The sequence below is a fragment of the Nocardia otitidiscaviarum NBRC 14405 genome (genome assembly GCF_000308635.1).
Classification (GTDB): domain Bacteria; phylum Actinomycetota; class Actinomycetes; order Mycobacteriales; family Mycobacteriaceae; genus Nocardia; species Nocardia otitidiscaviarum.
In genome coordinates this window covers 1-13,000 of record NZ_BAGD01000272.1, presented here as the reverse complement: position 1 = coordinate 13,000, position 13,000 = coordinate 1, and the positions used below count along the sequence as shown (strand labels likewise).

Sequence of the window (13,000 nt, the reverse complement as noted above, 5' to 3'; positions counted from 1 at the left end):
CCGGCATCGCGTCCGCTCAGGCCACGACCGAACGCGGTGGCACACCGACGTATTCGCTCAGGGGCCGGATCAACGCATTGGATTCACCCTGCTCGACGATGTGGGCGGTCCAGCCGGTGATGCGGCTCATGACGAAGATCGGCGTGAACATCTCGATATCGAAGCCGAGCAGGTAATAGGCCGGGCCGGCGGGGAAGTCCAGATTCGGGGCGATCCCGGTGGCCTCGCGCATGGTGCTCTCCAGGATCTCGTACATCCGCACCCACGGCGCTCCGTCGGTGGCGGCGGCGATATCCAGGAACGCGCGCTTCATGGTCGGCACCCGGGAGTCGCCGTTCTTGTACACCCGGTGGCCGAATCCCATGACCTTCTCACCGCGGGACAGCTTGTCGCGCAGCCACCGTGCGGCCAGATCGGGGTCGCCGATCTCGAGCATGTGGTGCATGACGGCCTCGTTCGCGCCGCCGTGCAGCGGTCCCTTGAGCGCGCCGATGGCGGCGGTGACCGCGCTGTAGATATCGGAGAGCGTGGAGGTGACCACGCGGGCGGCGAAGGTGGAGGCGTTGAAGCTGTGCTCGGCGTACAGGATCAGCGAGACCTCGAACGCCCGCACCAGTTCCGGAGCGGGAACCTTCCCGAAACACATAGTCAGGAAGTTCTCGGCGAAGCCCAGCTGCGAGTGTGGCGCAATGGGTTCCAGGCCGTGCCGTTTGCGGTGGTCGGCGGCCACGATGGTGGGCAGCACCGCCATCATGCGCAATGCCTTGGCGCGATTGGCCTGCGGCGAATTGTCGTCTTCCAGGGGATCTTCCGCGCCCAGATAGCTGATCGCGGTGCGCACCACATCCATCGGGTGGCAGTTGTCGGGCATCTTCGCGATGAGCGACAGCAGCGAGCGGTCCGCCCGGCGGGAGGCGCGCTCCTGCTGGCAGAACCGCGCGTACTGCGCGTCGCTCGGTAGTTCGCCGTACCAGAGCAGGTAGGCGACCTGTTCGAAGGTGCAGTGGGCCGCCAGGTCCTGCACGGCGTAGCCGCGATAGGTCAGCGAGTTGGTCTCGGGCACCACCTTGGAAATCGCGGTGGTGTCGACGACGACCCCCGCGAGTCCCTTGTAGATGGTCGGGACGGCGATATCCCCCATCATTGATTCCCTCCCAGCGTGAAATTGAAGATCTCGGAATCGAATTCGTTGTATCGCTCGTACCGCAGCAGTTCGTAGAGGCGGCTGCGATGCTGCATCCGGTCCAGCAGCCCGGATTGCGTGCCCTGCTCGAAGATCTCCCGCAGACCGACCTCCGCGGCGTACATCGCCAGGCGCAGCGTCGACACCGGATAGATGACGGCGTTGTAGCCCATCGACTCCAGCACCTCGGCGGTCAGCAGTTCGGACTTGCCGAACTCGGTCATATTGGCCAGCAGGGGAATCGACACCGCGGCGCGGAACTTCTCGAAATCGGCGGCGGTGTGCAGAGCCTCGGTGAAGATCAGGTCCGCGCCCGCGTCGGCATAGGCTCGGGCCCGTTCGATCGCGGCGTCGATCCCCTCGATTCCGGCGGCGTCGGTGCGGGCGCAGATCACGAAATTCGGGTCACGCCTGGCCGATACCGCCGCCCGGAGTCGTCGCACCATGTCCGCGGCGGGTACCACGGCCTTGCCGTCGAGATGGCCGCAGCGCTTGGGGTTGACCTGATCCTCGAGATGCAGGCCCGCGAGTCCGGCGTCCTCCATGACGGTGACGGTGCGGGCGGCGCTCATGGGCTCGCCGAAACCGGTGTCGGCGTCGATGAGCACCGGCAGGTCGGTCACCCGCGCGATCTGCTGACCGCGGCCCGCCACCTCGGTGAGCGTGGTCAGACCGATATCGGGCAGGGCCAGATCCGCCGAGAGCACCGCCCCGGAGACGTACGCGCCTTCGAAGCCGATCTCCTGAATCAGCCTGGCCACCAACGGGTTGAAGGCTCCCGGGAACCGCTGGATCCGCCCGGAGGTGAGTCCGGCCCGGAAGGCGACGCGCTTGTCGGCGGCGGAGGTGGCGGCGGCGAGCAGACTCGTCATCGGAACAGCCCCCGCGGCGACCGGGGTGCGCGGGCGAGCACATCCGTGGATACGGAGAAGGTGAGTTCGGGCAGCTCGGCGGGCGACAATTCGCCCGCGCGCTGGGCCACCTCGAGGAATCGGTCCTGCTCGGCCGGTTCGATCACGCCCTCGGCGAGGGTACGGAACTTGGCGATGTACTGGGCGCGGGCGAAGGGGCGCGCACCCAGCGGATGCGCGTCGGCGACGGCCAACTCGTCGGTGATGACCTCGCCGCTCTTCAGGGTCACCTCGGCGCGTGCGCCGAATGCCTTCTCGTTCGGATCGGTGGAGTGATAGCGGCGCGTCCACTCCGGATCCTCGGCGGTCGATATCTTGCGCCACAGCTCGACGGTGTCGGGCCGCTGGGCACGCTCGGGTGCGTAGGAGCGCTCGTGGTGCCAGGTGCCGTCCTGCAGGGCGACCGCGAAGATGTACATGATCGAGTGGTCCAGGGTCTCGCGCGACGCCCGGGGGTCGAACTTCTGCGGGTCGCGCGAACCGGTGCCGATCACGTAGTGGGTGTGGTGGCTGGTGTGCAGCACGATCGACGCGATCCGATCGAGGTCGCCGATCCGCTCGCGCAGGCGGAACGCCAGGTCGATCGGGGCCTGGCTCTGGTACTCGGCGGAATGCTCCTTGGTGTAGGTGTCGAGAATGCCGCGCTTGGGCTCACCCGGGCCGGGCAGCGGCACGCTGTACTCGGCCTTCGGGCCGCCCAGCAGCCAGGCGATCACACCGTCCTCACCCTCCCAGATCGGGGACGGCGCACCCTCGCCGCGCATGGCGCGGTCAACGGCCTCCACGGCCATCTTCCCGGCGAAGGCCGGGGCGTACGCCTTCCAACTGGAGATCTCGCCCTTGCGGGACTGGCGGGTGGCGGTGGTGGTGTGCAGCGCCTGGCCGATGGCCTGGTAGATGGTCTCGGTGTCGAGTCCGAGCAGGGTGCCGATACCGGCGGCGGCGGACGGACCGAGGTGCGCGACGTGGTCGATCTTGTGCTCGTGCAGGCAGATAGCGCGCACCAGATCGACCTGGATCTCGTAACCCGTTGCCAGACCGCGGATCAGGTCGCGGCCGGAGCGGCCCGCGTGCTGCGCCACCGCGAGGATCGCCGGGATGTTGTCACCCGGATGCGAGTACTCCGCGGCCAGGAAGGTGTCGTGGAAGTCGAGTTCGCGCACCGCCACCCCATTGGCCCAGGCCGCCCACTCCGGGGAGAAACGGCCGTCGACACCGAACACGGTCGCACCGGGCCGGTAGGGGTGGGCCAGCGCCTGGGCGCGGGCATTGACGACGGGGCGGCGGGTGAGCGCGGCCGCGGCCACGGCGGCATTGTCGATGATCCGGTTGACGATCATCTCCTCTGTCTCCGGAGGAACCTCCACGGCATCCGCGGCCACCTCGGCGATCCGCCATGCGAGATGCTCCTCCCGGGGGAAGCTCTCCGCGGAGCGGTGGGTGCGGACGAGATGGTTCTTCACGGTCGGGGCCTCCCAGGCATCGAGGTTCATCGGGATATTTCGCACGCTATACAGACAGTGCTGACATGGAAATCCCCCGCAAATGCCTATTTTTGTGTAAGCGTGGCGGTGAAAGTGTGAAAGTTGTGTAAGGCCAGGTTGCTAGATTGAGGGGCATGCAGAAGATGTATGCGGGCGCGCGACTGCGCACGCTCCGGGAACAGCGGGGGCTTTCCCAGTCGGCGCTGGCCAAGGCCCTGGAGCTGTCCGTGAGCTACATCAATCAGCTCGAGCACGATCAACGACCGCTGACCGTGCCGGTACTGCTGCGCCTGAACTCCCGCTTCGATCTGGATATGGGCTTCTTCGCCGCCGACACCGACGCCCGGCTCATCGCCGACCTCCAGGACGTCTTCGCCGAGGACCCCGACGGCGCCGCCATCACCACCGCCGAGATGGACGATCTGGTGGCCCGGGTGCCGGCGGCGGCGCGTCTGCTCGTCTCCCTGCATCGTCGCCTGCGCGGGGCCACCGATCAGATGGAGCGCTTCTCCGCCGAAATCGACGGCGGCCGGGGCGACTCCGCCACGGCCATGCCCTACGAGGATGTGCGCGACTACTTCTACGACCGGCGCAACCACATCCCCGCACTCGACGCCGCGGCCGAGGAACTGTTCACGCGCAACGGTTTCCAGCCGGGCGGGCTCGACCTGCAACTGACCCGCCTGTTGCGAGAGGAGTTCGGCATCACGGTGGCGATCCGCACCGATGATCCGAATCATCCCGGACCCAAACGGGTGTACGACCCGAACGACCGCGTGCTGACCCTGGCGCGTCGGCTCTCGACCGGGCAGCGTGCCTTCCAATTGGCCACGCAGTTGGCCTTCCTCACCCAGGGCGCGGTCATCGCCGACCTCATCGACGAGGCCGACGCCATGCCGGAGCAGTCGCGGGGACTGCTGCGGATCGGCCTGGCCAACTACTTCGCCGGTGCGCTCATCCTGCCCTACACCCGGTTCTGGACGGCCGCCGAAGCGTTGCGCTACGACATCGAACTGCTGGCAGCCCAATTCGAGGTCGGCTTCGAGACCGTCTGCCACCGCCTGTCCACCCTGCAGCGGCCCGGCAAGCGTGGGGTGCCGTTCTTCTTCGTCCGCACCGACCGCGCCGGGAACATCTCGAAACGCCAGTCCGCCACCGCATTCCATTTCTCCCGGGTGGGTGGCAGCTGTCCGCTGTGGGTGGTGCACGAGGCGTTCGCCACCCCGGGCAGCATCCGCACCCAGATCGCGCGGATGCCCGACGGCCGCAACTACCTGTGGCTGGCCCGCACCACCGACGAGAAGACGCCCGGATACCTGTCCGCGAAAAGGGATTTCGCCATCGGGCTGGGCTGCGATCTGGCGTACGCGGACAAGCTCGTCTACTCCCACGCGCTGCCGGTGGACGATCCGAGCGCGGCCGTGCCGATCGGCGCGGGCTGCAAGGTCTGCGAGCGCACCGACTGCGCCCAGCGCGCCTTCCCGCAGTTGGGTCGCCCGATCCGGGTGGACGACAACAGCTCGCAGCACATTCCGTACGTGCCGTCCACCGCCGGGTGATCAGCGGACCGCGACGACCACCGCATCCGTGATGGATCGCCACGCCACCCCGGCCTCGGCGAACCCCGCCTCGCGCAGCCCGGCCAGATGCCAGTCCAGCGGCTGCGGGACTCCGGGCTCGCGACCGTCGAAAATCGCTCGGCTGGCGGCGTATTCGTCGGCGAGTGCGGGGTCGGCGGCCACGTCGGCCCACCACTGGTCCCAGTCGCGCGCGCCGTCGGCCCGGGCACGCTCCTGATGGGCGTGCTGAATGGTCTCGTCGATCGCATTGAGCAGCGGCGTTTCCGGATCCGGCATGTGATCGGCGTTGACGAACACCCCGCCGGGGCGCAGCAGAGGGCGCAGGTCGGTGAACAGGCGGCGCAGCGGATCCGGCTGCATCCAGTGCAGCGCCGTGGCCGTGAGAACGGCGTCGAACGCGCCGGACGCACACGCGTCGGTCCATCCGGGCCGCTCCAGATCGGCGGTCGCGAAGGTAATGCGGGAATCGCCCTGGAACGAGCCGCGCGCCATCGCCAGCAGTGTCGGATCGCGATCCACCGCAACGGAAGTCGCCTCCGGCAGGCGGGCGAACAGCCGCCGGGAGATGGTGCCGGTCCCGCAGGCCAGATCCAGCACCCGCGGCGACTTCCCGGCCACCGCCTCCACCACGTCGAGCATGACCCGGAACCGCTCCTCGCGATCGGGGAGATACAGCTCCTGCTGCCGATCCCAACTCCGCTGCCACGCTTCCCAGGTCATACACCCTCCGGTGTCATATCGAGTACGGATGTCGTATCGCGTGCGGTGAGCGCCCGCGCGCCCGGCCACAGATCCGGTAGGCAGGCTAACCCGGCCTGCGCCCGCGGGCGGTCAGGCGCTCAGTGGGGCGGCGGTGACCTCGTAGCCCAGATTCGTCAGCACCTCGGTGGTGGCCTTGGCGAAGTTGAGGGTGATGAAGTGCAGGCAGGGTGCGCCCTCGTCGATGAGGCGCTGCGCCATCTCGGTGGCGATCTCGATGCCGACCCTGCGGACGGCGGCGCGGTTCTCCTCGGGGCCGTCGCCCGCGGCCCGGCGCAGCCGGTCCAGGACGGCCGCGGGCAGCGCGCGACCACTGAGTTCCTCGGCGCGCGCGACGGTGCGCATGGAGGTGATCGGCATCAGCTCCGGGATGATCGGTTTCGCGCCCTGCACGGGATCGGCCGCCAGCACCCGATCCCGCAGGCGCAGATAGTGTTCGACGTCGAAGAACATCTGAGTGATCGAGTAATCCGCGCCCGCACGCAGTTTCGCGGCCAGGAAGGCGGTGTCGGTATCCAGGTCGGGGGAGCGGTGGTGCCCCTGCGGGAAGGATGCGACGCCGACGTGGAAGTCACCGAGATCGCGCACGATGCGCACCAACTCCTCGGCGTACTCGACGCCGTCGGGATGCCGGTGCCACTCGCCGAGCGGGTCGCCGGGCGGATCCCCGCGCAGCACCAGGATATTGCGGATTCCGCAATCGGCATACGAGCCGACCAGCGCGCGCAGCTCGGCGACGCTGTGGCCGACCGCGGTCAGGTGCGCCACCGGCAGCAGGGTGGTCTGCTGGGCCAACTGGCCGGTAATGCGGGCGGTGCGGTCCTTGGTGGAGCCACCGGCACCGTAGGTCATCGAGACGAAAGCCGGGTGCATCCGCTCGAATTCGCGCACCGCCCGCCACAGCCGGGCCTCACCCGCGGCGTCCCGGGGCGGATTGAACTCGACGGAGAAGGGCACCCGCGGCCCGGCGGCGTGTCGCCGCAGACTCTGCACGACCGAGGGAACGCCGGACGCGATCGGCGATATCCGGGCCGGACGCCTCACGCCGGAGAGCCCCGATTCGGAGGGAGAATACATAGTCGCCTCGTGAAGTAGACAGCCGATGGCCGTCACCCACACCGAACGCACGCCAGCGGAGCCCCTGCAACATCGTCCCGTGCCCGGGTCCCACTCGGCGTAGCGCCCGATCCACGAGGCGACGGCCGCCGGATACGGCGTACCCGGCACAACCGGCAGGTCTTCGGACTCGTGGGCGCCGACCCCACCCGGGGCGACCCCGACGTCGGAATCCGGGGCTGGTCCTACCGGCCGTCGCTTCCCGGACTCGCGCCCAGTGCCCATGACGGCCGTCGTTCCCACTCACCGCTGCGGGACAGTCCCGGACTCCCACCGGGTTCCCTCTTCACCTCGGTCCGTGCGAAGCACGTCCCGGGCTCGACGCCATCGGGCGGATAAGGGGCTCCTCGACTCCACCTCCGGCGAACCAGCTGCGACCGTGAATATAGCGGAATCGTTCGTATCCGCCACGCCGAGCCACACGGTGCCGCGCCGCTACGCCTCGCTGACGACGTCGAGAACCCAGGTGACGCCGAAGCGGTCCGTCAGCATGCCATAGGCGGGTGACCAGCCCGCCGGAGCGAGCGGAACCACGATGTCGGCTCCATTCGACAGCTTCTCCCAGTAGCCCGCGACCTCCTCGACCGCCGTACCGCGCACGGAGACGAAGAACGCGTTCTCGCCGCGGTCGTAGCCCAGATGTGACGGGACGTCGTAGGCCATGACCCGGAAGCCGCCGGGCACGCCCACCTGGCCCCACATCACCTGGTCGGCCGCGGCGGGTTCGGGCACGTTCCCGGCGTCGGCGTAAGTGATGACGGTCAGTTCGCCGCCGAACACCGTGCGGTAGAACGTCAGCGCGGCACGGGCCTCGCCACGGAAATTCAGATGGGTGGTGGTGGTGATGGTCATGAGCCTTTCGCCTTTCGATCGCTGCCCGCCGCGTTGGCGGGTACGGCTCACACTCGCAGCGGTAGCGGACAGGGTGTGTCCGCTACCGCGCGCAGAATGGATTCATGCCGAAAACCTCCGCGCGACTGCTGGCCCTGCTCTCGCTCCTGCAGGCGCGTCGGGACTGGCCGGGCGACCTGCTGGCCGACCGACTCGACGTCAGCGTGCGCACCGTGCGCCGCGATATCGACCGCCTGCGCGAACTCGGCTACCCCATCCTGGCGATCAAAGGCCCGGACGGGGGATACCGGCTCGACGCGGGCACCCGGCTGCCGCCGCTGCTGTTCGACGACGAACAGGCGGTGGCCCTCACGGTGGCCCTGCGCCTCGCCGCCACCAGCGGAGCCGATATCGCCGAGGACGCGGCGCGGGCGCTCGCCACCGTGGGCCAGGTCATGCCCGCACGACTGCGCCACCGCATCGATGCCCTGCCGATCGCCGCTGTGGAAACCACTGCGGCGCAACCTGTTCCACAGGTGGGTCGGGACGTGCTGGCCGCCCTGGGCGCCGCTGTGTTCACCCGGGAAGTACTGCGCTTCGACTACGCCCCGGCACTACCGGCAGGCCCGGCGGGCACCGCGGTTCCAGCGACCACCGCGACCCAGGTGACCCCAGCTACTCCAATGCCCCCGGCGACGCCTGATCCGGAACCCGCGGTGGGCGCCGTGGGCCTCGAAGTTCCGGCGGGTTCGGCACATTCGGCGGCTCGGGCGGGCCGAGACGGCGGCGAGGTCGTCACCTCGCGGCCGCGCCGCGTCGAGCCGCATCATCTCGTCGCGCGGGGCGGGCGCTGGTATCTGGTGGCGTGGGATCTCGATCGTGAGGACTGGCGCGTTTTCCGGGTGGACCGCATCGCGCCACGCATTCCGACCGGTCCGCGCTTCCGGCCGCGCGAGCTACCGGGCGGTGACGTGTCCGCGTTCATCGCCGGACGCTTTCGAGGCTCCGACGGTGCCGAGGGCTGGCCGTGCGTCGGCGAGGTGATTCTCACCGGCGATATCGCCGAGATCGTCCCGCACGTGCACGACGGCACGGTGACCCGACTGGCCGCGGACCGCTGCCATCTCACCCTCGGGTCATGGTCGTGGGTCGGCGTGGCGGCCGCCATCGGTCGATTCGACGCGGATTTCGAGGTGGTCGGACCGCCCGCTCTCGCGGCGGCCTGTGCCCGACTCGCCCGGCGCTATGGTGCCGCCGCTCGATGACGTGCCGTCGGTTCGGGGAGGAAGGGCGGCGCGAGCCAGGGGCGGCGGGGGCGAGGTGGTGCGGCGAGCAGGCGGGGCGGCGTGGTTCAGGTGGAACCGCGTGGGTTGGATGGAACTGTGCGGAGCCGCGTCAGTGCGCGCCCCAGTGCTGTTCCATGAGCACGCCCTTGGCGGCGAGCCAGGAGACCGGGTCGATCTTGTTCCCGTGTTGGTCCCAGATCTCCAGGTGCAGGTGGGGGCCGGTGGACTGGCCGCGGTTGCCGACGGTGGCGATCACGTCGCCCGCGTTCACCCGCTGGCCCTCGGCGACGTAGATGTCGTTGACGTGGCCGTAGACGGCGGTGGTGCCGTCGTCCTGGAGCACGCGCACCCAGAGCCCGAAGCCGTCGGCCGGTCCGGCCTCCACGACGGTGCCGCCCAGCGCCGAATGGATCGGCGTACCCAGTGCGTCGGCGATATCGACGCCGTAGTGGAAGGCGCCCCAGCGGCTGCCGAATCCGGAGCTGATCTGGCCACCCACCGGCAGGACGGCGGGGGCGGCGATGAACGGCGCGGGTGCGGGCGCGGCGGGGGCGAACTGCTGCTGGAGCTGTTTGATGGTCTGCTCGGCCTGCGCCAGCGGTGTGGCGATCTCGGCCGGCAGACCGGCCAGGCCGAAGGGTGCGGCCGCCGGAGCCGGAGCGGGTTCCGCGGGTGGGGCCGTTTCGGTTGGGGCGGGCGGCATCTGGTTCGTCACCGCGGCGACGGTGGCGTCCACCGCGGCCTGTAGCAGCTCGGGTGCGGAGTGAATATCCAGCGGCACCGGATCGGCGACCGGATCGGCCTCGTCGACGGGCGTCGGGGGAGCGGCGACCGCGGCGGCCGGAGCCAGCTGGGCGACCGTGGTGAGCAGCGCTCCCGCTGCCACCGCCACGCCCGCCACGGCCCTCACATATCCGCCCGAGGCGGAGTCGGCGCGATGACTGGTGGATGTTCCGGCCCCGACCGCACCGAGCAGGTCCTGGACGGAAAGGGAACCGGAGGTCTCTCGATGCAGCGACACAGCACGTCCTCGGTAGATCAGCGACAGCGCCCGAACTCCGGAGTCACCGACGCTGGCGGTCCGGTGTGGGAACGTGTCGAAAACTGTACCTACGCGTGACCGTTCTGTCGCCATTTCTCGATGTTTCCCTCCACGATGCTTCCGCCGAACCTCCGCGCATGAACGGCCGCAACGGTGGTAGTTCCGTCCGCGAGGGCGCGAAAGATCGATCCCGCCGCGCCTGCGAAGTCCCGGAGAACGAGCAAAGGAGCATCATCATGACGGTCACGATTCCTCGCGGCACCGACGGCCTGCGCCGATTCTCGTTCGGCGTGGTGCTGGCCGCCGCCGCGCTCGGCGCGGCAGCCGCACCCGCCGCCGCGGTACCCGCGGTGCAGCCCGCGGTCAGCGATCAGGAGGCGCTGCGGGCCGCCCAGGACGCGCTGATGGGCGCGACCGTGCAGTCCATCGAACTGGAGATGGCCGACGGAACGCCGATGTGGGAGGTCGACGTGGTGACCCGCACCGGCGCCGACTACGAGGTGCAGATCGACGCGACCACCGGCATGGTGGTGTCGGTGGAGGAGAGCACCGACTGACCCGTGCCGCCCACGCGCCCGGACACGCGCACCTTGCGGTGACAGGCATTTCGCGCGCATCGGTGAGACCGTGCCCGGCATGACGTGCTATCCGACCGAGACGCAGACGATTTCGCTCACGATGGAGGTCGCCGACGCGATCTCCGCGGCGGTGAACGCGCGTGCGGTGGCCGAGACCGGCGTGGAACTCCCTCCGCTGGTGTGGGTTTGGCACCAGGGCGTGTATTCGCTGCCCTGCTCCGAACAGCAGGAGGTGGAGTTCCGCGGCCGGGTCGCGCCGCGCGATCAACCCGAATCCACCGAGCGGCACCTGCGCGAGTGGGCCGCCGCGCTGCGCCTCACCGAATCCACCACCAGTGTCGAGCGCACCCATGGCCGCCGCACGTACACGGGCGTCCTGGCGGGCTCGCGCATTCGGATCACCGGCCGCGTCGAAGCCACCCGCTCGGCGGCCTGAGAAACATCGCATACCGAATTCCGGCCGGGACGGGTCGTCGATCGGCACCCGATCCGAACACGGGTGAGGCCGTCGATTCGCAAAAAACGGCGACTCTTCCCGAACCGGGTGCGGCATCGGCGCGCGATACCTGGAATAGTTGGGACCAGCACGCACAAGACCGAGGCGAAAGCGGGGATGTTGGTGACTTCGAGTGATGGTGTGAACGCGGTAAGTACGGTGAAGGAGTCGCCGTCGGCACCCAGCACCCTCGAGCGCGATGTCCAGACCCTGGAAAAGGCGATCTACGAAGTGAAGCGGGTGATCGTCGGTCAGGATCGGCTGGTCGAACGCCTGCTCGTCGGTGTGCTGGCGCGCGGACACGTCCTCCTCGAAGGTGTGCCCGGTATCGCCAAGACCCTCGCCGTGGAAACCTTCGCCCGGGTGGTCGGCGGCAGTTTCTCCCGGGTGCAGTTCACCCCCGACCTGGTGCCCACCGACCTCATCGGTACCCGCATCTACCGGCAGGGCAAGGAGGAGTTCGACACCGAGCTGGGTCCGGTCGTCGCCAACTTCGTGCTCGCCGACGAGATCAACCGCGCACCCGCCAAGGTGCAGTCGGCCCTGCTCGAGGTGATGGCCGAGCGGCATGTGTCGATCGGCGGCAAGACTTATCCGATGCCGAATCCGTTCCTGGTCATGGCCACGCAGAACCCCATCGAGAGCGAGGGCGTGTACCCGCTGCCCGAGGCGCAGCGCGACCGCTTCCTGTTCAAGGTGGTCGTGGACTACCCGTCGGTGGAGGAGGAGCGCGAGATCATCTACCGGATGGGCGTCACTCCGCCGGAGCCCAAGCGCATCCTCGAACCCACCGAACTGGTGCGCCTGCAGCAGCTGGCCGCCAATACCTTCGTGCACCACGCCCTGGTCGACTACGTGGTCCGGGTGATCGCGGCGACCCGCAAGCCCGCCGATTTCGGTATGCAGGATGTGGCCGGGTGGATCGCCTACGGCGCCTCGCCGCGCGCCAGCCTCGGCATCATCGCCGCCGCCCGCGCCGTGGCCCTGATCCGCGGCCGCGACTACGTGGTACCGCAGGATGTGGTCGAGGTGGTGCCGGATGTGCTGCGACACCGCCTGGTGCTGTCCTACGACGCGCTCGCCGACGAGGTCAGTCCCGACGACGTGATCCGCCGGGTGCTGCAGACGGTGGGCCTGCCGCAGGTCGCCCCGCAGGCGGTCGCGCCGGGCAGCCCGCAGACCCCCATGCCCGCCGCGCAGCCCGCCGTGGGACCGCACGGCGCACCGCAGCAGCATCCCGCCGTGCCGCAGCCGCCCAACGGCCAGATGTCGGGCGCGGGCCAGCCGCAGTCGAAGTAGGCGACCACGGAACCGGTTGCGCCCGTGACGATGTCGAACCTCAGCGGCACCTCCCATGCCCCGCCTTCGTTCCGGTCGGGCAGTCTCGACGACCCGAAGCTCGCGGCGGCGTTGAAAACCCTCGAGCTCACCGTGCGCCGCCGCCTCGACGGCGTGCTGCACGGTGACCACCTGGGCCTGATTCCCGGCCCGGGATCCGAACCCGGCGATGCCCGCATGTATCAGCCGGGCGACGATGTGCGGCAGATGGATTGGTCGGTGACCGCCCGCACCACCCACCCGCACGTCCGCCAGATGGTGGCCGACCGTGAGCTGGAGACCTGGCTCGTGATCGACCTGTCGGCCAGCCTGGACTTCGGAACCGCGCTGTGCCAGAAGCGCGATCTCGTCGTCGCCGCCGCCGCGGCGGTCACCCACCTCACCAGCGGTGGCGGC

The 13,000-nt window shown here is 69.3% G+C and carries 13 protein-coding genes and 1 riboswitch; of the genes, 6 read left to right on the top strand and 7 right to left on the bottom strand.

Annotated features, from left to right (window positions below; translation table 11 throughout):
* Positions 1-16: 16 nt before the first annotated feature.
* From ON31_RS30495 to prpD, 3 genes are read right to left on the bottom strand one after another with little or no spacing between them, the layout of a single operon-like run.
* On the bottom strand, positions 17-1,141 hold the full coding sequence (locus tag ON31_RS30495; RefSeq protein WP_039818603.1) for a bifunctional 2-methylcitrate synthase/citrate synthase: 1,125 nt from the start codon (positions 1,139-1,141) through the stop codon (positions 17-19).
* The gene (prpB, locus tag ON31_RS30490) at positions 1,141-2,055 is read right to left on the bottom strand and encodes a methylisocitrate lyase (protein ID WP_039818602.1); all 915 of its coding nucleotides are present in this window, start codon (positions 2,053-2,055) and stop codon (positions 1,141-1,143) included. The genes ON31_RS30495 and prpB overlap by 1 nt, the downstream gene beginning before the upstream one ends.
* The gene (gene prpD / locus ON31_RS30485) at positions 2,052-3,557 is read right to left on the bottom strand and encodes a 2-methylcitrate dehydratase PrpD (RefSeq protein WP_039818621.1); all 1,506 of its coding nucleotides are present in this window, start codon (positions 3,555-3,557) and stop codon (positions 2,052-2,054) included. Before prpD ends, prpB begins: the two co-directional genes overlap by 4 nt.
* A 155-nt stretch (positions 3,558-3,712) precedes the next feature.
* On the opposite strand from prpD, the gene ON31_RS30480 reads away from it, so the two are divergent.
* The gene (locus tag ON31_RS30480) at positions 3,713-5,137 is read left to right on the top strand and encodes a short-chain fatty acyl-CoA regulator family protein (RefSeq protein WP_039818601.1); all 1,425 of its coding nucleotides are present in this window, start codon (positions 3,713-3,715) and stop codon (positions 5,135-5,137) included.
* On the opposite strand, the gene ON31_RS30475 is transcribed toward ON31_RS30480, so the two are convergent.
* From ON31_RS30475 to ON31_RS30465, 3 genes are all read right to left on the bottom strand, one after another.
* Positions 5,138-5,878, bottom strand: a complete 741-nt coding sequence (locus tag ON31_RS30475) for a class I SAM-dependent methyltransferase (RefSeq protein ID WP_039818600.1) — start codon at positions 5,876-5,878, stop codon at positions 5,138-5,140.
* Between the two features lie 111 nt (positions 5,879-5,989).
* The gene (locus ON31_RS30470; protein WP_081592851.1) at positions 5,990-6,994 is read right to left on the bottom strand and encodes a methylenetetrahydrofolate reductase; all 1,005 of its coding nucleotides are present in this window, start codon (positions 6,992-6,994) and stop codon (positions 5,990-5,992) included.
* A gap of 155 nt (positions 6,995-7,149) precedes the next feature.
* A riboswitch (cobalamin riboswitch) is annotated at positions 7,150-7,342 on the bottom strand.
* Positions 7,343-7,468: 126 nt separating this feature from the next.
* Positions 7,469-7,885, bottom strand: a complete 417-nt coding sequence (locus tag ON31_RS30465) for a VOC family protein (protein ID WP_029928693.1) — start codon at positions 7,883-7,885, stop codon at positions 7,469-7,471.
* A gap of 104 nt (positions 7,886-7,989) precedes the next feature.
* Between ON31_RS30465 and ON31_RS30460 the strand changes: the two genes are divergently transcribed.
* Entirely contained in the window at positions 7,990-9,129 is a 1,140-nt protein-coding gene (locus ON31_RS30460) for a helix-turn-helix transcriptional regulator (protein ID WP_039818599.1), read from the top strand.
* Positions 9,130-9,259: 130 nt separating this feature from the next.
* Here ON31_RS30460 and ON31_RS30455 read toward each other — a convergent pair whose 3' ends face one another.
* Entirely contained in the window at positions 9,260-10,171 is a 912-nt protein-coding gene (locus tag ON31_RS30455; RefSeq protein ID WP_051037994.1) for a M23 family metallopeptidase, read from the bottom strand.
* 257 nt (positions 10,172-10,428) lie between these two features.
* On the opposite strand from ON31_RS30455, the gene ON31_RS37095 reads away from it, so the two are divergent.
* From ON31_RS37095 to ON31_RS30435, 4 genes are all read left to right on the top strand, one after another.
* Positions 10,429-10,749: a PepSY domain-containing protein gene (locus ON31_RS37095; RefSeq protein WP_051037992.1), complete on the top strand. Its 321-nt coding sequence runs from the start codon at positions 10,429-10,431 to the stop codon at positions 10,747-10,749.
* Between the two features lie 79 nt (positions 10,750-10,828).
* Complete coding sequence (locus ON31_RS30445) at positions 10,829-11,206, top strand: hypothetical protein (RefSeq protein WP_039818598.1); 378 nt, start codon at positions 10,829-10,831, stop codon at positions 11,204-11,206.
* Positions 11,207-11,383: 177 nt separating this feature from the next.
* Positions 11,384-12,565: an AAA family ATPase gene (locus ON31_RS30440; protein ID WP_029928685.1), complete on the top strand. Its 1,182-nt coding sequence runs from the start codon at positions 11,384-11,386 to the stop codon at positions 12,563-12,565.
* 30 nt (positions 12,566-12,595) lie between these two features.
* A partial coding sequence (locus ON31_RS30435) for a DUF58 domain-containing protein (protein WP_039818617.1) occupies positions 12,596-13,000 on the top strand: 405 nt, incomplete at its 3' end.